This window comes from Aquabacterium fontiphilum, from assembly GCF_009909205.1.
In the GTDB taxonomy this organism is placed as follows: domain Bacteria; phylum Pseudomonadota; class Gammaproteobacteria; order Burkholderiales; family Burkholderiaceae_C; genus Aquabacterium; species Aquabacterium fontiphilum.
In genome coordinates this window covers 252,863-269,834 of record NZ_JAAAPN010000002.1, presented here as the reverse complement: position 1 = coordinate 269,834, position 16,972 = coordinate 252,863, and the positions used below count along the sequence as shown (strand labels likewise).

Annotated in this window: 14 protein-coding genes; 3 read left to right on the top strand and 11 right to left on the bottom strand. The window is 66.8% G+C overall.

Features of this window, described 5'->3' with window-relative positions; translation table 11 throughout:
- Positions 1-27: 27 nt before the first annotated feature.
- The 9 genes from GTZ97_RS03275 to GTZ97_RS03235 form a co-directional block, all read right to left on the bottom strand.
- Positions 28-3,177 (bottom strand): efflux RND transporter permease subunit, encoded by a 3,150-nt coding sequence (locus GTZ97_RS03275; RefSeq protein WP_330863538.1) that lies wholly within the window; start codon positions 3,175-3,177, stop codon positions 28-30.
- Positions 3,161-4,393, bottom strand: a complete 1,233-nt coding sequence (locus GTZ97_RS03270; protein ID WP_161649079.1) for an efflux RND transporter periplasmic adaptor subunit — start codon at positions 4,391-4,393, stop codon at positions 3,161-3,163. The genes GTZ97_RS03275 and GTZ97_RS03270 overlap by 17 nt, the downstream gene beginning before the upstream one ends.
- Before the next feature lie 112 nt (positions 4,394-4,505).
- Complete coding sequence (locus tag GTZ97_RS03265; protein ID WP_161649078.1) at positions 4,506-5,654, bottom strand: aminotransferase class V-fold PLP-dependent enzyme; 1,149 nt, start codon at positions 5,652-5,654, stop codon at positions 4,506-4,508.
- A 92-nt stretch (positions 5,655-5,746) separates the two neighbouring features.
- Positions 5,747-6,265 (bottom strand): signal peptidase II, encoded by a 519-nt coding sequence (gene lspA, locus GTZ97_RS03260; RefSeq protein WP_161649077.1) that lies wholly within the window; start codon positions 6,263-6,265, stop codon positions 5,747-5,749.
- Positions 6,265-9,186: an isoleucine--tRNA ligase gene (ileS, locus tag GTZ97_RS03255; protein ID WP_161649076.1), complete on the bottom strand. Its 2,922-nt coding sequence runs from the start codon at positions 9,184-9,186 to the stop codon at positions 6,265-6,267. The genes lspA and ileS overlap by 1 nt, the downstream gene beginning before the upstream one ends.
- Before the next feature lie 158 nt (positions 9,187-9,344).
- Positions 9,345-10,331, bottom strand: coding sequence for a bifunctional riboflavin kinase/FAD synthetase (locus GTZ97_RS03250; RefSeq protein WP_161649075.1), 987 nt, complete (start codon positions 10,329-10,331; stop codon positions 9,345-9,347).
- Between the two features lie 24 nt (positions 10,332-10,355).
- A complete protein-coding gene (locus GTZ97_RS03245) occupies positions 10,356-11,111 on the bottom strand; it encodes a pseudouridine synthase (protein WP_161649074.1) in 756 nt (251 codons plus the stop codon).
- 40 nt (positions 11,112-11,151) lie between these two features.
- Positions 11,152-11,802, bottom strand: coding sequence for a TIGR02281 family clan AA aspartic protease (locus tag GTZ97_RS03240; protein ID WP_330863537.1), 651 nt, complete (start codon positions 11,800-11,802; stop codon positions 11,152-11,154).
- Between the two features lie 7 nt (positions 11,803-11,809).
- Positions 11,810-12,301: a YajQ family cyclic di-GMP-binding protein gene (locus GTZ97_RS03235; RefSeq protein WP_161649073.1), complete on the bottom strand. Its 492-nt coding sequence runs from the start codon at positions 12,299-12,301 to the stop codon at positions 11,810-11,812.
- Between the two features lie 30 nt (positions 12,302-12,331).
- On the opposite strand from GTZ97_RS03235, the gene murB reads away from it, so the two are divergent.
- The 3 genes from murB to GTZ97_RS03220 all read left to right on the top strand — a co-directional run bounded on the left by murB (position 12,332) and on the right by GTZ97_RS03220 (position 15,010).
- Positions 12,332-13,384, top strand: a complete 1,053-nt coding sequence (murB, locus tag GTZ97_RS03230) for a UDP-N-acetylmuramate dehydrogenase (protein ID WP_161649072.1) — start codon at positions 12,332-12,334, stop codon at positions 13,382-13,384.
- A gap of 196 nt (positions 13,385-13,580) precedes the next feature.
- Positions 13,581-14,498, top strand: a complete 918-nt coding sequence (locus GTZ97_RS03225; RefSeq protein WP_161649071.1) for a CsgG/HfaB family protein — start codon at positions 13,581-13,583, stop codon at positions 14,496-14,498.
- A 29-nt stretch (positions 14,499-14,527) separates the two neighbouring features.
- Positions 14,528-15,010 (top strand): hypothetical protein, encoded by a 483-nt coding sequence (locus tag GTZ97_RS03220; RefSeq protein WP_161649070.1) that lies wholly within the window; start codon positions 14,528-14,530, stop codon positions 15,008-15,010.
- A 99-nt stretch (positions 15,011-15,109) separates the two neighbouring features.
- Here the strand turns inward: GTZ97_RS03220 and ppnP are convergent, their stop codons facing one another.
- Both ppnP and GTZ97_RS03210 read right to left on the bottom strand, forming a co-directional pair.
- Positions 15,110-15,427 (bottom strand): pyrimidine/purine nucleoside phosphorylase, encoded by a 318-nt coding sequence (gene ppnP, locus GTZ97_RS03215; RefSeq protein ID WP_161649069.1) that lies wholly within the window; start codon positions 15,425-15,427, stop codon positions 15,110-15,112.
- Positions 15,428-15,449: 22 nt separating this feature from the next.
- Positions 15,450-16,913, bottom strand: a complete 1,464-nt coding sequence (locus GTZ97_RS03210) for an argininosuccinate synthase (protein WP_161649068.1) — start codon at positions 16,911-16,913, stop codon at positions 15,450-15,452.
- Positions 16,914-16,972 lie beyond the last annotated feature (59 nt).

Genomic DNA, 16,972 nt, shown 5'->3' with positions numbered 1-16,972 from the left:
TGCCACCAAGTTACGCCTGTGACGGATTCACGTCATTGGTGAAACCGCGTGGTTCGGGGGTTGACCCGGGGCACGTTGGCGCACGAAGCGATCCAGCATCAGGTAAACCACCGGCGTCGTGTACAGCGTGAGCAACTGGCTGACCAGCAAACCGCCCACCACCGCATAGCCCAGAGGCTGGCGCAGCTCCGCCCCCGTGCCCAAACCCAGCATCAGCGGAATCGCGGCCAACAGCGCCGCCAGGGTGGTCATCATGATGGGGCGGAAGCGGGCCACCCCCGCCGCATGCATGGCCTCGCGCGCGGGCAGGCCCTGCTGGCGCTGGGCCGTGAGCGCGAAGTCCACCAGCAGGATGCCGTTCTTCTTGACGATCCCGATCAGCAGCACCAGACCGATGAGCGCCATGATGGAAAACGGCTCGTCGACCAGCCACAGCAAGGCCACGGCCCCGACGCCGGCCGAGGGCAGCGTTGACAGAATGGTCAGCGGGTGGACGAAGCTTTCATACAGCACCCCCAGGATGATGTAGACCGCCACCAGCGCGGCCAGGATCAGCCAGGGCTGGCTGTCCAGCGCGTCCTGAAAGGCCTGGGCCGCGCCACGGAACTGGCCTGTCACGGTGGCCGGCACGCCCATCTCGACGCGAGCCGCCTCGATGCGCTGCACGGCCTCACCCAGCGACACGCCAGGCGCCAGATTGAACGACAACGTCACGGCCGGCTGCATGCCATCGCGCCCGATGCTGACCGGGCCGGTGCTGCGCGGCGCCACGCGCGTGACCGCCCCCAGCGGCACCATGGCGCCGGTGGTCGGCGAGCGCAGATGCAACCACTCCAGGCTGTCGGCGCGGCCGCGCAGGGCCGCATCGATTTCGAGCAGCACGGGATACTGGCTGACCTCGGTTTGGACCTCGGCAATTTGGCGTTGGCCATAGGCGCTGTACAGCACCTGGCTGATGTCGTCGACCGTCAGGCCGTGGCGCGCAGCGGCATCGCGGTCGATCTCCAGCCTCAACAGGCCCGCGCCCATCTGCAGATCGTTCGACACATCGCGCAGTTGCGGCATCTCCGCCAAGCGGGGCGTCAGACGGCTGACCCACTCGGCCAGCTCGGCGCTGTCGGCGCCACGCAGCACGTACTGATACTGCGTGCGCGCCGGGCCCGTGCCCAGGTTGATGTCTTGGGCGGCACGCAGGAACAGCGTGACGCCGGGCACCTGAGCGAGCTGCGGCCGCAAGCGGTCGATGAAGCCTTGGGCCGACACGTCGCGGTCGCTGCGGTCCTTGAGCACGATCCAAAAGCGCCCACTCGACAAGTGATCGCTGCCCCCTGTGGCGCCCACGGCATGGGCATAGGCCTGCACGGCCGGGTCGCGCGAGACGATCTCGGCCAGGGCCGCATGGCGGGCCTTCATGTCCTCGAACGAGGCATCCTGCGGACCCTGGGTGGTGCCCAGCACGAAGGCCGTGTCCTGAAGCGGAAAAAAGCCCTTCGGAATCGCGATGTAGCCCCACACCGCAGCCGCCACGCTCAACGCAAAGACGCCCATCATCGTGCGCGGGTGGTGCAACGCCCAGCCCAGGCTGCGGCCATAGGCCGCGACCAGCCGCTCGACCCAGCCTGATTCGGTATGCGCGGGCGCCTTGTGCATCATGCGCGCGGCCATCATCGGCGCCAGCGTGAGGGCGGCCAGCACAGACAGCAGCACAGCCAGCGCCACCGTGACGGCAAACTCGAAGAACAGCCGACCGACCACGCCATCCATGAACAGCAACGGGATGAAGGCCGCCACCAGCGACAGGCTGATGGACACCACGGTGAACCCGATCTCGCCCACACCCCGGATGGCCGCCTCCGGCATGCGCAGCCCCGCTTCCATCTGCCGGTGAATGTTCTCGACGACGACGATGGCGTCGTCCACCACAAAACCCACGGCGATGATCAGCGCCACCAGCGTGAGGTTGTTCAGGCTGAAGCCCAGCAGGTACATCACCCCCACCGTGGCGCACAGCGATACGCCCAGCACGGTGGCCACGATCATGGTGGCCGACACCTGGCGCAGAAAAGCGCCCATCACCGCCACCACCAGCACCACCGTCAGCACCAGCGTGAGCTGGACCTCATGCAGCGACGAGCGGATGGTGCGCGTGCGGTCATTGAGCACGCCCACGTCAACACTGGCCGGCAGGCGTTCGGCCAGCGCGGGCAGCGCGGCCAGGATGCGGTCCACCGTGGCGACGATGTTGGCGTCGGGCTGACGGCGGATGATGAGGTTGAGGCCCTCGCGGCCGTCCTGCCAGGCCTGCACGAAATCATTCTCCGCCCCCCAGCTCACGCGGGCCACGTCGCCCAGCCGCACCGGCAGCCCATCGGCGCTGCGCAGGACCAGATCGGCGAACTGGGCCGGCTCGCGCAACTGGTTGTTGGTCTGCAGGTTGGCGCTGCGCTCACTGCCCACCAGCGCGCCAGTGGGCTGGTTGAGGCTGGTGCGGTTGACCGCGCTGCGCACATCGGCCAGCGTCAACCCGCGGGCGGCCAGCGCGGCGGGCGAAGCCTGGATGCGGATGGCCGGGCGCTGCTGACCCGTGATGCCGACCTCGGACACGCCGTCGATCTGGCCGATCTGACGGGCGATCACCGTGTCGGCCAGGTCGCTGAGCTCGGTCATCGACAACACGCTGGACTGCACCTTGAGCACCAGGATCGGGCTGTCGGCCGGATTGACCTTGCGCCAGGTCGGGGGCGAGGGCATGTCGTCCGGCAGTCGCCCCTGCACACTGGTCAGCACGGCCTGCACCTCCTGCGCGGCCACGTTGATGTTCTTGTCCAGCGTGAACTGCAGCGTGATGCTGACGCGCCCCTGCGCACTGGTGGACGACATCTCGAGGATGCCGGGCACGCCGCTGAGCGCCACCTCCAGCGGGGTGGCCACGGCCGATGCCATGGTTTCCGGGCTGGCGCCGGGCAGGTTGGCCGACACCCGGATGGTGGGAAACTCGGCCTGGGGCAGCGGCGCCACCGGCAGCCTGGGGAACGCCAGCACGCCCAGCAGCACGACCGCCAGCGTCAGCAACACCGTGGCGACTGGATGGGCCACACACCAGTGCGCCCAACGCACCATGAGGCTGGCGGGCGGCGGGCTGGTCTGCCGGTCAGCCTGCTCAGCGGCTGTCGCCATCGCGGCCCTCCTGCGTCCCCTCTTTCGCACCCTCTTGTGTCAGCACGCGCACCGGTGCGCCCGGCTTCAGTCGCGCATGACCATCGACCACCACACGGTCGCCCGCCGCCAGCCCGCTGACCACGGCCACACGCGCGTCGTCCTGCCAGCGCACCTCGATCCACACGGGCTCGGCCTGCAGCGCGCCATCACCCGGCTTCAGGCGCCACACCATGGGCCCGCGCAGGCCCTGCTGCAGCGCCGCGGCCGGCACCACCAGCGTCTGGCGCCAGGTCTGGACCGGCAGGCGCACGGTGACCGGCTGCCCCGGCAGCAGGCGCTCGTCGGCGTTGGCGAATTCGGCCTTGAGGCGCAAGGTGCCCGTGGCGGCATCGATCTGGTTGTCGCGCGTGAGCACGCGGCCCATGAGCGGCGCCGCCGCACCGGCGGTCGCATTCTGCGCGCCCTCCGGCCCCTCGCTCAGGCGCACCGGCACGGCGTCGCCGCCCGGCGTCTGCAAGGCCTCGCGCACGGCCTGCCAGCGCGCCTGGGGCACGGCAAACACCACATGCACTGGATCCAGCCGCGTGATGGTAAGCAGCCCGCGCTCATCGGAGGGTCGCACCAGATTGCCCGGATCCACGCCCTTGAGCCCGGCGCGACCGCTGATGGGCGCTCGGATCACGGTATGGTCGAGCTGCACTTTCGCGGCGGCCAGACTGGCTTGTGCTGCGCGGCGCTGGGCATCGATCTGGCGGGTTTGTGCGGCCTGTTGGTCACGCTGCTGGGTGGAGACTGCCGCCTGGCTGGCCAGATCGTCGTAACGTTGCTGGTCTGCTCGGGCGAGTGTGAGCTGGTGCGTCAGCCGGTCGACTTCTGCCTGCCAGCGGGCCACCTCGGCGCGCGCCTCGCGGTCATCGAGCCGGGCGATGACCTCGCCCTGGCGCAGCAGTTGTCCTTCGCGAAACGCCACGCTGGCCAGCAGGCCTTCGACACGTGGGCGCACGACGACCTGCGCCGCGGCCTGCACCATGCCGACCGCCTGCACCTCGGCGACCACATCTTCTTGCCCCACGGTGGCCACGCGCACCGGGGCGGGCGCTGCAGCCCGCTTCGGCCCCGTGCCGCCCGCATCACGCCCCTGGGCCCACAGCCCCCAAGCCACCACCGCCAATGCACCCACCACTGCCCACGGCAGCCATCGGCGCAGGTGAGTCGCCGCCAACGTCACACGCATGCCCTGCTCCTGTATGGAGCCCCGATGCTAAGCGCTGGCGAACCGGCTCGCGGCAAGGGTCGCGTAAAGCCCGACCACCACGGCCGGGTTGTGCCAAGGAGGCGGTGGCGTGTCAGGCCGCTGCGGCCTGCGCCGGCGCCACGGCCGCCAGCGCTTCCGACAGCTGTTGCACGGTGCGCGGCACGTTGTGCCACTTCTCCAGCCCGAACAGCCCGATGCGGAAGCTGCGGAAATCGGCCGGCTCGTCGCATTGCAGCGGCACGCCGGCGGCCGTCTGCAGGCCCATCGCGAGGAACTTCTTGCTGTTCTGGATGTCTGGGTCGGTGGTGTAGCTCACTACCACGCCCGGGGCCTGGAAGCCCTCGGCCGCCACGCTCGGGAAGCCATGGCGCACGGTCAGCGCGCGCACCTCGCGCCCCAGCGCGATCTGCTCCTGTCGCACCTTCTCGTAGCCATAGGCCTCGGTCTCGGCCATGGCCTCGCGCAGACGCACCAGTGCGTCGGTGGGCATGGTCGAGTGGTAGGCGTGGCCGCCGCCCTCATAGGTTTCCATGATCTGAAGCCACTTCTTCAGATCCATCGCGAAGGTGGAGCTCTGCGTGGCGTCGATGGCCTCGCGGGCGCGCTGGCTGAGCATCACCATGGCGCAACAGGGCGAGCTGCTCCAACCCTTCTGCGGTGCGCTGATCAGCACGTCCACGCCCGTGGCCTGCATGTCGACCCACATCGCGCCCGAGGCGATGCAATCGAGCACAAACAGCCCGCCCACAGCGTGCACCGCATCGGCCACGGCCTTGAGGTAGTCATCCGGCAGGATCATGCCAGCCGCCGTCTCCACATGCGGCGCGAACACCAAAGCGGGCTTCTCTCGCGCAATGGTGGCCACGACCTCGTCGATGGGAGCCGGCGCCCACGGCGCCTGGGGGCCGTCGCCGATGCGGCGCGCCTTCATCACGGTGTGGCTGGCCGGAATGCGGCCCATGTCGAAGATCTGCGTCCAGCGATAGCTGAACCAGCCGTTGCGGATCACGAGCACATGCTTGTCATGCGCGAACTGGCGCGCGACCGACTCCATGCCGAAGGTGCCACTGCCCGGCACCAGCACCGCGGAATGGGAGTGGTACACGCGCTTGAGCATGGCCGAGATGTCAGTCATCACGCCCTGGAAGCGCTTGGACATGTGGTTGAGCGCGCGGTCGGTGTAGACGACCGAAAACTCCAGCAGTCCGTCGGGATCGATGTGGGGCAGCAGGCCAGGCATGGTGAACAGGTGTCAGAGTCAATGTGCTGCATTCAGCGTAGCACAGGCCTCTGACACTGCCATGCGGGGCTTATCCCCACACCGTGCGGGGCTCAGCCGCCTTGTCTCACTCGGCGAATCTCGTCGGCGATCAGCAGCATGGCCCCCACCGTGATCGCCACGTCGGCGATGTTGAATGAGGGGAAGTGCCCGCCATGAAAGACGGGCGTCAGAAAGGCGAAGTGGAAGTCGAGGAAGTCGACCACGTAGCCGTGTATGAGCCGGTCGATCACATTGCCCACCGCCCCGCCCATGATCAGCGTCAGCGCCCAGGCAAACAGGCGCTGGCCGCCATGCTGACGCAGCATGTAAAGCATGAAACCGACGGCAACCACGCCCAGCCCGACAAAGAACCAGCGCTGCCAGCCTCCGGCTCCGGCCAGCATCGAGAACGCGGCGCCGTGGTTGTGCACCCTCACCACGTTGAAGAACGAGAAGACCTCACGGCTGTCGCCGAGCTGGAAGTAGCCCACGATCAGCGTCTTGGTGAACTGGTCCAACAGGATGATGATGAAGGCGATGCCCAACCAGGGCAGCAGGCCGGGGTTGCCGGCAGAAGACTTCTTGGCCATCACGCGTGCACGCGGTGTTCACCCGCGCCGTGGAGGTTGGTGTCACAGCGCCCGCAAATGGTCGGGTGCGCAGGGTTGATGCCGACGTCGTCGCGGTAGTGCCAGCAACGCTCGCACTTGACGGCCTTCGACGGGTTCACCTCGATCTGGGTCGAATGGCCTTCTGCCAGCTCCACGCCCGAGACGATGAAGACGAACTTCAGGTCGTCGCCCAGGCTGCGCAGATCGGCGAGCAGGCGGGCGTCATCGGCGTTGATGGTCACGAACAGATTGGCCTGCAGCGAGGCGCCCACCTCACCACGCGTGCGCACCTCTTCAATCTGGCGGTTGACCTCTTCACGGAAGGCGCGGATGCGCGTCCACTTGGCCAGCAATTCGGTGTCCTTGTCGGCCTCGCGGAAGTCCCAGTAGGTCTCGGTGAAGATGGTCTCGGTCTGACCATGGCCAGCCTGGAAGATCTTCCAGGCCTCTTCGGCCGTGAAGCTCAGGAAAGGGGCCATCCAGCGCAGCATCGCATGGGTGATGTGCCACAGCGCGGTCTGGGCGCTGCGCCGTGCGTGGCTCTTCGCGCCGGTGGTGTAGAGGCGGTCCTTCAGCACGTCGAGATAGAAGGCGCCCAGGTCTTCCGAGCAGTAGACCTGCAGCTTGGCCACCACGGGGTGGAACTCGTAGCGCTCGTAGTGCGCCAGGATGTCTTCCTGCAGCTGCGAGGCACGGGCCAGGGCGTAGCGGTCGATCTCGAGCAGCTCGCTGAGCGGCACGGCATCGGTGTCGGGGTTGAAATCCGACGTGTTGGCCAGCAGGAAGCGCAGCGTGTTGCGGATGCGGCGGTAGGCGTCCACCACGCGGGCGAGGATCTTGTCGTCGATGCCCAGGTCGCCGGAGTAGTCGGTCGAGGCCGCCCACAGGCGGATGATCTCGGCGCCCATCTTGTTGCTGATCTCTTGCGGCGCCACCACATTACCGACCGACTTCGACATCTTGCGGCCCTGGCCGTCGACGGTGAAGCCGTGCGTCAGCAGGCCCTTGTAGGGCGCGCGGCCATAGATGGCGCAAGCGGCCAGCAGCGAGCTGTGGAACCAGCCCCGGTGCTGGTCGTGGCCTTCCAGGTAGAGGTCGGCCTCGGGGCCGTCGGCATGGCCGGCCAGCGCATGGCTGCCACGCTCGCTGTTGAGCACGTGGAAGAAGGTGGTGCCCGAGTCGAACCACACGTCCAGGATGTCGGTGGACTTGCTGTACTCGCTGGCTTGCTCACCCAGCCATTCGGCCGGATCCAGCTTGGCCCAGGCCTCAACGCCGCCTTGCTCCACCAGTGCGGCGGCACGGTCCATCAGCGCGGGCGTATCGGGGTGCAACTCGCCCGTCACCTTGTGCAGGAAGAACGGCAGCGGCACGCCCCAGTTGCGCTGGCGGCTGATGCACCAGTCGGGGCGGTTGGCGATCATGTCGCGCAGGCGGGCGCGGCCATTCTCGGGGTAGAAGGTGGTCTGGTCGATGGCATCCAGCGCGGTCTGGCGCAAGGTCTTGGGGGCCTTGTCGGCCGTGAACACACCGTCGCCTTCGTCCATGCGCACGAACCACTGCGCCGCGGCGCGGTAGATCACCGGCGTCTTGTGGCGCCAGCAGTGCGGGTAGCTGTGGGTGATCTCTTTGGTGGCCAGCAGGCGGCCGGCGTCGTTCAGCGCCTCGAGGATGACAGGCACGGCCTTCCAGATGTGCTGACCGCCGAACAGAGGCAGGTCGGCGCTGTACACGCCATTGCCTTGCACCGGGTTGAGGATGTCGTCGAACTTCAGGCCGTGAGTGACGCAGCTGTTGAAGTCATCCACGCCATAGGCGGGCGCCGCGTGCACGATGCCCGTGCCGTCTTCGGCGCTGACGTAGTCGGCCAGGTAGACCGGGCTCAGGCGGTCGTAACCGGCATCCACATGCGCCAGGGGGTGCTTGAACTTCAGGCCTTCCAGCTTGGCGCCGGAGGTGGTGGCCAGCACCTTGACCTGCTCGGGCTCGAAGCCGTAGCGGGCCGTGGCTTTTTCAACCAGGCTTTCGGCCAGCACCAGCAGGCCCTTGGGTGTGTCGACCAGGGCGTAGCTCAGCTCGGCGTGCATGTTCAGCGCCTGGTTGGCCGGGATCGTCCACGCGGTGGTGGTCCAGATCACGGTGAAGGCGTCCTTGGCGAGGCTGCTCACGCCAAAGGCGGCGGCCAGCCTCTCAGGCTCAGCGCACAGGAAGGCCACGTCCAGCGTGTTGGACTTCTTGTCCATGTACTCGATCTCGAACTCGGCCAGTGACGAGCCGCAATCGAAGCACCAGTACACGGGCTTGAGCCCGCGATAGACAAAGCCCCGCTCCATGATCTTCTTCAAGGCCCGGATCTCGTTGGCCTCGTTGCCGAAGTTCATGGTCAGGTAGGGGTGGGCCCAGTCGCCCAGCACGCCCAAGCGCTTGAAGTCCGCACGCTGCCCGTCGATCTGCTCGCCGGCATACACGCGGGCCTTGGCCTGCACGTCGTCGCGGCTCAGGTTGCGGCCGTGCGTTTTTTCGATCTGGTTCTCGATGGGCAGGCCGTGGCAGTCCCAGCCGGGCACATAGATGGCGTCGTAGCCGGCCAACTGGCGGGCCTTGACGATCATGTCCTTGAGGACCTTGTTGACGGCGTGACCGATGTGGATGTTGCCGTTGGCATAGGGCGGACCGTCGTGCAGCACGAACTTCTTCGCGCCCTGGCGCGCGGCGCGCAGCTTGCCGTACAGATCGTTCTTTTCCCAATCGGCCACCCAGCCCGGCTCGCGCTTGGGCAGGTCCCCCCGCATCGGGAAGGGGGTATCGGGCATGTTCAGCGTGGCGCGGTAGGTCGACTCGGGCGCCTCGGCACCGCCTTTTTTCGGGTTGGCGGGCTTGGCTGGGTTGTCTTGGCTCATGGCAATCTCTAGAGGCCGACTCCCGCTTCAGGACTCGGCGATGTGCAGGGCATCAGGCCACGGACGGCCGACGCAAGGCAGGGAGCGCAGGCGGGCGAGACCTGCATGTCCGCACGCCAGCCCGAGGGCGCTGGCGCTGATGCGGACGGACGCCCGCGTCAAATTCGGTCGCGGGTGGTCTGGCGGCGCTGCGCCTGGAAAAAGCCCTTGGCGTCGGCGATGTCCTTGTGGATGGCCGCCTGCAAGGCCTCCAGCCCGTCATAGCGGGCTTCGTCTCGGAGCTTGTGCAGGAGTTCCACGCGCACGATTTTACCGTAGCCCCCTTCGCTGCCCAGGGCGGCGGGCCAATCGAAGCAATGCACCTCCAGCAGCACCCGGCCGGCTTCGGTTACCGTGGGGCGCACGCCCAGGCTGGCCACGCCCTCGAGCGGCTCGTTCGCCAGGCCGTGGGTGCGCACGACGAAGATCCCTGTGGTGGCTGGCTTCTCATGGCCAAAACGCACGTTGAGCGTGCGGCAATCCAGGCTGCGGCCGAGCTTCTGCCCATGCACCACATGGCCGCTGACGGTGTAGGGGCGGCCCAGCAGCATGGCCACGCGCGCCATGTCACCGGCGCTCAAGGCCTCGCGCACCACCGACGACGACACGCGCAGGCCGTGCACCTCGTAACTCATCATGCGGGCCACGTCGAACCCGCCAGCTTCGCCGGCGGCATCCAGCATGGCGTAATCACCGGCCCGCTTGGCGCCGAAGCGGAAGTCGTCGCCCACCAGCACATAGCGCGCGCGCAGGCCGTCGACGATGACCTGCTGGATGAAGGCCTCGGGGGTGAGCGCGGCCAGCCGCTGGTCAAACGGCACGATCACGACCTGGTCCACGCCGCAGCGTTCCAGCTCATAAAGCTTGTCGCGCAAGGTGGCGATGCGGGCCGGCGCCAACTCGGGTTTGCCTGCCAATTGGGCGAAGTAATCGCGCGGATGGGGCTCGAAGGTCAGCACGGTGGCCGGCAGCCCGCGGTGCTGGGCCTCGCTGCGCAGCAGCGCCAGCATGGCCTGGTGCCCCCGGTGGACCCCGTCGAAATTACCGATCGTCAGGGCGCACGCAGGCGCGAGCGCCGCATGGTGAAAACCACGAAAGACTTGCATGGGGTGGATTATCCGCCTAGCCGCTCAGGGCAGCACCACGGCGGGGTCGTCAATCCAGCGCCACTGCCCGGGCGCCAGGTCGGCCGGCAGGGTCAGGCGGCCGATCTGGCTGCGGTGCAGCCCCTCGACCCGGTTGCCCACCGCCGCCACCATGCGCTTGACCTGGTGGTACTTGCCCTGCAGCAGGGTCAGGCGCAGGTGCAGCGTCTCGGCGCCGGTTTCATCACCTTCGGCCACCACCCGCTCGGCTGCGGCAGCGGCCACCGGCTCGGGGTCGTCGTCCAGCACCACGCCCTTGAGCAGCTTGTCGCACATGGCCTGGGTCACGGGGTGCTTGCAGGTCACCTCGTACACCTTGGGCACATGGTGTTTGGGCGAGGTCAGCTTGTGCAGCAACGGGCCGTCGTCGGTCATCAACAGCAGGCCGGTGGTGTCCTGATCCAGCCGGCCCACCGGCTGCAGGCCGCGCTGTCGCAACGGCGCCGGCAGCAGGTTGTGCACCCCGGGCCAGGCACCCGGCTTGAGCGAGCACTCGTAGCCGGGCGGCTTGTGCAACATCACCAGCGCCCGCACGTGGGTGACCCAGGGCTGGCCCTCCACGCTCAGCACCAGCCCGTCTTCAGGAAAGACGGCATCGGGATCGTCGACCACCTCGCCATTGACCTGCACAAGGCCGTGGAGGATCAGCCCCTCACAGGTGCGGCGGGCGCCAAAGCCCTGGGCGAACAGGATCTGATCCAGCGGGGCGTGCCCGGCGGGCAAGCGGGGTTTCTTGGCCATGAAATGTGGAAGGCGCCTTGCAGCCTTGAAAGTGGGCCGCTCAGAAGCGGCGGCTGAGCGTGAGTTGCTCGTTCTCGCGCTTCATCTGAAAGCGGCTCAAGAAGGAGTTACCCAGCAGGATATAGGGCATGGGTTGCGGCAGCACAGCCGCCTCGACGCCGAACACCTCGACTTCCTGGATGCGCACCGAGCGCAACTGCACCCGGTAGCCGCGCACCGTGCCGTTGGCCGTGCTGCCATAGAAAGGCTCGCCGCTCTCGAACTGGATGCCCAGCCGGCGCGCCTCGTCCGCTCCCATGGCGATCGTGGTGGCCCCCGTGTCGACCATGAACCGGGTGCTGCGGCCGTTGATGCTGCCCTGAGTCACGAAATGGCCGCCGGAACTGGCGTGCAATACGATTTCGCGTCCCCCACCAGCCACCGCGCCAGCACCCACGCTGACCGGAGCCCCACCCAGCATCACGGTGTCACGCCGGCCGTTGACCTCGATCGTGACCCGGTCGTTGGCCACGCTCACGACCTTCACGCCCTGATGCGTGTCGCCCGCCGCGAGGGCCTTGGGCGCGCCGCCATTGATGACCAGCAGGGCCTTGCTGCCCATGCCCCCCGTCATGGCGACGCTGGCAGCCTGGGCCGCCCCCAGGCAGCCGATCAGGGCCACTGCCAAGCCCAGCCGTGCGCGCGTGACCACTGCGGGCTCAGTCGCGGAAGTTGTCGAACGACAGGGGCACATCATCCAGGTCCTTGCGCATCAGCGCCATGGCGGCCTGGAGATCGTCGCGTTTGTTGCCCTGCACGCGCACCACATCACCCTGGATGCTGGCCGTCACCTTCATCTTGCTGTCCTTGATCAGCTTGACGATTTTCTTCGCCAGATCGCCGTCAATGCCGGCCTTGACGGTGATGACCTGCTTGAGCTTGTCGCCGCCGATCTTTTCCATCTTGCCCACATCCATGAAGCGGATGTCGACCTTCTGCTTGGTGAGCTTGTTATAGAGCACGTCGCGCACCTGGTCGATCTGGAAATCGCTGTCGCCGAAGACGGTCACCTGCTTGTCCTTCTTGTTGAACTCGACCGCGGCGCTGGTGCCCTTGAAATCGAAACGGGTGCCGATTTCCTTGGATGCGGTGTCCACGGCGTTGCCGACGGATTCGAGGTTCGGGTCAAGCTTGGTGTCGAAAGTGGGCATGGAATCTCCTTTGTCTGCGAAAATTCTGCCATGTCTGCCCTGCCCGCCGCTGCCCCTCCCTCCGATCTTCATATCGAACGGGGTGCCAGCCTGCGCGCTTTCAACACATTTGGCCTGCCTTCGAACGCCCACACGCTGGTGCGCGTGCGCTCGGCGGCCGACCTGCGCCGGGTGGTCAACGACCCGGAACTGGGGCGCGCGCGCAAGTTCGTCCTGGGGGGCGGCAGCAACCTGGTGCTGACCCGCGACGTGGACGCCTGCGTGCTGAAAATGGAAATCACCGGCATCCGCCTCCTGGAGACGCGCGACGACGCCTGGATCATCGAGGCGGGGGCCGGCGTGGGCTGGCACGAACTGGTGAGCTGGTGTGTGGACCATGGTCTGCCAGGGTTGGAGAACATGGCGCTGATTCCCGGGACCGTCGGCGCTGCCCCTGTTCAGAACATCGGCGCCTACGGCATCGAGCTCAAAGACCGCTTCGACTCGCTCGATGCGATCGACCTGATCACCGGGCGCACGGTGACGCTGGACGCCGCACAGTGCCGCTTTGCTTACCGCGACAGCGTGTTCAAGCACGAGCTGGCTGGCAAGAGCGTGATCACAAACGTTCGTCTGCGTCTGCCAAGGCCCTGGGTGCCGGTGCTGGGGTATCTGGAGCTGGAGCGCAAGGTGGCCGAGACCGGCATCTCGGCGCCCGACGCGCGGCAGATCTTCGACTGGATCTGCGCCATCCGCCGTGCCAAGCTACCCGATCCGGCCGTGGTTGGCAACGCGGGCAGCTTCTTCAAGAACCCGGTGGTCACGCCCGAGCAGTGCCGCGACATCATCGGCCGCGACCCGCATGTCGTGCACTACCCGCTGGACGATGGCAGCTTCAAGCTCGCAGCCGGCTGGCTGATCGACGCCTGCGGTTGGAAGGGCAAATCCATCGGCCGGGCGGGTGTGTATGAGAAGCAGGCGCTGGTGCTGGTCAACCGCGGCGGCGCCAGCGGTGCCGAAGTGGTCACGCTCGCGCGCGCCATTCAGGAAAGCGTCTATGGGCGCTTCGGCATTCGGCTGGAGCCCGAGCCGGTCGTGTGGTGACAGGTCGCAGCCGTTCGGGTTGCACGCTTCAGCCGTATGCCTGTGCCGTATGTTTCGGCCACGTGTCTCGACCCAACGTCGCCGCCACCCGGGCATTTGCAAGCGAATGTATCTGAACCCCCTTCTGGGGGTGCCGCACGCTCATCTGATCCTGCAAGATCCCGCGCCATTCAGGAGATCTTTCGGGAGTTGATTGATGTTGAGCCCCTCCGTTCTGCGCGCGCCTGCGCGTTCTCTGCCCCTGTCCATTTCAGCGCTGATCGGCGCGGCACTGCTGTCTGGCTGCGTGGCCACGGCGCCCAAACTTGGAGACAACAAAGGCACGGTCAGCGGCGCCGCCGGCGGTGAAACCGCCGAGAACCGCAACAGCCAGCTCGAAAGCTGTCCTGAAGCGCTGGGCACGCTGGCCATCGAAGAAGACACCGGCGCCGAGTGGTACCGCTCACTTCAGGAGCATCGCCTCGGATCGACCGTGCCGGTGTTGCGCCTGATGATCCAGCAGTCGAACTGCTTTGTGATCGTCGACCGCGGCCGCGCCATGAACAACATGATGCGCGAGCGGGAACTGGCCCGTGGCGACGAAACCCGGGCGGGCAGCAACTTCCAGAAGGGTCAGATGGTGGCTGCCGACTACACCATGAGCCCGGCCATCCAGTTCTCTGGCAAGACCGGCGGCGGTCGGGCCGGCCTGGGGGGCTTTGGCGGTGGGGTACTGGGCTTTGTGGCCGGCAACCTCGGAAAGAACGAAGCGTCAACCACCCTGCTGCTGGTGGACAACCGGTCGGGGGTCCAGATCTCGGCAGCCGAAGGTACCGCCTCCAACTTCGATTTCGGGCTATTCGGCGCCGCATTCGGTGGCGGCGTAGGCGGCGGTGCGGGCGGCTACGCCAAGACCCCTGAGGGCAAGGTCATCACCGCCGCCTTCGCAGACTCCTTCAACCAGATGGTCAAGGCCCTGCGCAACTACAAGGCGCAACAGGTGCGTGGCGGTCTGGGGACGGGTGGCCGTCTGGGCGTCCAGGGCGGCGACACTGCCGCATCCCGAGAGTTGGACGCCAAGCCCGCAGCTGGTGCGACCAAGCCGGCAACCACCAAATCCACCGCGCGCAAGTGATGCGGCACGGACACCCCCTGTCCCGCCGCATGCAGACACTCCGCGCAACACTGGCCGCAGCCGTGCTGGGCGGCGGCGCGCTGGCCCCGGCAACTCACGCCGCCGAGTTCCATCTTTTTGTGCGGTGCACCGGGACGCTGTCGGCCTCGGGCAAGTCGAAACCGGGACATCTGGATCTGGCGCTGAGAGACAACAACACGACCGCCCTGATCGCGCGCTCCAACGTGCTGCCCAAGGGTGAGCGCCTGCTCTACACGCAGACGCCGACCAGCTACACCATGGTCTACAAGCTGCGTCAGCCCGGCGCGCGTTACCACCATGATTGGCTCAACGGCGCCTGGGTGATCTGGCAGCCCAACCTCAAGCGGCTGGCCACCATCCGGCTGGCGATTGACCGCCAGGAGGGTGAACTGGAAGGCGAGTTGCTCGACTTCAATGACGAGCTCATCGGCACCATGCAGATGGCCTGTGACAAAGCCGATCCGGACGCGCTCCCGGAGCCGAAGCTCTGAGGCCGAACGGAGGCGCAAGCCCCCAGTAAAAAAGCCGCTGATCTCTCAGCGGCTTTTTTCATGCGCCCGACTGCTGCACGCAGCCGAAGGGCAGACACCTCAGCCGAAATGGCAGATGTAGTGGTAAGGCTCGCCCTCGACCTTGATCTCGAACGACGAGTTGCCCGGCACGTTGTAGCTTTCGCCCGGGCCGTAGGTCTTCCATTCGTCCGAGCCGGCCATCTTGACCGTGCACGTGCCGGTCACAGTTTCCATGATCTCGGGGGCGCCGGTGTTGAAGGTCAGCGTGGCAGGCAGGATGACGCCAACCGACTTGCGGGTGCCGTCAGCCAGGGTGACGGTGTGCGAGACGCACTTGCCATCGAAGTAGACGTTGGCCTGGGTGTTGACGGTGCCGGCCAGGGTGGTGGTGCTCATGCTTGAAACTCCTTGAAGTCGATCACTTGGTCTTGCCGGCCTTCGATGCTGCCTTGGGTGTCGCCGTCTTGGCCACGGGCTTGGCAGCAGGCTTCTTGACGGCGGGCTTGACGCGGGCCGATGCCGCACGCTTGGCCTTCACGTTGGCGCCGATGCGCAGGCGCAGGGCGTTGAGCTTGATGAAGCCAGCCGCGTCGGCCTGGTTGTAGGCGCCACCGTCGTCGTCGAAGGTCGAGATCTGCGGGTCGAACAGGCTGTCGGTGGCCGATTCACGGCCCACGCACATGATGGTGCCCTTGTACAGCTTGAGCTTGACGGTGCCGTTGACGGTTTCCTGGCTCTTGTCGATCAGGCCTTGCAGCAGTTCGCGCTCGGGGCTGAACCAGTAGCCGTTGTAGACCAGGCGGGCGTAACGGGGCATCAGGTCGTCCTTCAGGGCCAGCACTTCGCGGTCCAGGGTGATCGACTCGATGGCGCGGTGACCGGTCAGCAGAATGGTGCCGCCCGGGGTCTCGTAGCAGCCGCGGCTCTTCATGCCCACATAGCGGTTCTCGACCTTGTCGAGGCGGCCGATGCCATGCTTGCCGCCCAGCTCGTTGAGCTTGGTCAGCACCTGGGCAGGGCTCATCTTCACGCCGTTGATGGCGACCACGTCGCCCTTGGCATAGGTCAGCTCGATCACTTCGGCCTTGTTGGGCGCCTTCTCGGGCGAGACGGTCAGGCGCCACATGTTGGCTTCCGGCTCGAAGTTCGGGTCTTCCAGCACGCCGCCTTCGTAGCTGATGTGCAGCAGGTTGGCGTCCATTGAGTAAGGCGCGCCGCCCTTGCGCTTCTTGAAGTCCACTGGGATGCCGTGCTTGTCGGCGTAGGCCAGCAGCTTCTCGCGGCTCAGCAGATCCCACTCACGCCAGGGGGCGATCACCTTCACGCCCGGCAGCAGTGCATAGGCGCCCAGCTCGAAGCGGACCTGGTCGTTGCCCTTGCCGGTGGCACCGTGCGAGATGGCGTCGGCCTTGGACTTCTTGGCGATCTCGACCAGGCGCTTGGCGATCAGCGGGCGGGCGATGGAGGTGCCCAGCAAGTATTCGCCTTCGTACAGTGCGTTGGCGCGGAACATGGGGAACACAAAGTCGCGCACGAACTCTTCGCGCAGGTCTTCGATGTGGATGTTCTCGGGCTTGATGCCCATCTTCAGCGCCTTGGCGCGCGCAGGCTCGATCTCTTCGCCCTGGCCGATGTCGGCGGTGAAGGTGACGACTTCGCAGTTGTACTCGTCCTGCAGCCACTTCAGGATGATGGAGGTATCCAGACCGCCCGAGTAGGCCAGCACGACCTTCTTGATGCCCTGCTTGCCCTTGCCGGCAGCAGCGGGAACAACAGCGGCAGGTGCGGGGGCCGCCTTGGGAGCAGCCTTAGGAGCAGCCTTGGGGGCAGCCTGAGTCGAGGCTTTCGGGGCGGCCTTCGTGGCTTTCACGGTCTTGGGCATGGTGGGCGATGCAGAGCTGACAAAACCCCGGATTTTAGTGCGCCCGCGCGCCCGCGCCA

Bases quoted from the DNA above. Each gene is read 5' to 3' on its own strand.
- GTZ97_RS03275 (WP_330863538.1), bottom strand. From the start codon at position 3,177: ATGGCGACAGCCGCTGAGCAGGCTGACCGGCAGACCAGCCCGCCGCCC.
- GTZ97_RS03270 (WP_161649079.1), bottom strand. From the start codon at position 4,393: ATGCGTGTGACGTTGGCGGCGACTCACCTGCGCCGATGGCTGCCGTGG.
- GTZ97_RS03265 (WP_161649078.1), bottom strand. From the start codon at position 5,654: ATGCCTGGCCTGCTGCCCCACATCGATCCCGACGGACTGCTGGAGTTT.
- lspA (WP_161649077.1), bottom strand. From the start codon at position 6,265: ATGGCCAAGAAGTCTTCTGCCGGCAACCCCGGCCTGCTGCCCTGGTTG.
- ileS (WP_161649076.1), bottom strand. From the start codon at position 9,186: ATGAGCCAAGACAACCCAGCCAAGCCCGCCAACCCGAAAAAAGGCGGT.
- GTZ97_RS03250 (WP_161649075.1), bottom strand. From the start codon at position 10,331: ATGCAAGTCTTTCGTGGTTTTCACCATGCGGCGCTCGCGCCTGCGTGC.
- GTZ97_RS03245 (WP_161649074.1), bottom strand. From the start codon at position 11,111: ATGGCCAAGAAACCCCGCTTGCCCGCCGGGCACGCCCCGCTGGATCAG.
- GTZ97_RS03235 (WP_161649073.1), bottom strand. From the start codon at position 12,301: ATGCCCACTTTCGACACCAAGCTTGACCCGAACCTCGAATCCGTCGGC.
- murB (WP_161649072.1), top strand. From the start codon at position 12,332: ATGTCTGCCCTGCCCGCCGCTGCCCCTCCCTCCGATCTTCATATCGAA.
- GTZ97_RS03225 (WP_161649071.1), top strand. From the start codon at position 13,581: ATGTTGAGCCCCTCCGTTCTGCGCGCGCCTGCGCGTTCTCTGCCCCTG.
- GTZ97_RS03220 (WP_161649070.1), top strand. From the start codon at position 14,528: ATGCAGACACTCCGCGCAACACTGGCCGCAGCCGTGCTGGGCGGCGGC.
- ppnP (WP_161649069.1), bottom strand. From the start codon at position 15,427: ATGAGCACCACCACCCTGGCCGGCACCGTCAACACCCAGGCCAACGTC.
- GTZ97_RS03210 (WP_161649068.1), bottom strand. From the start codon at position 16,913: ATGCCCAAGACCGTGAAAGCCACGAAGGCCGCCCCGAAAGCCTCGACT.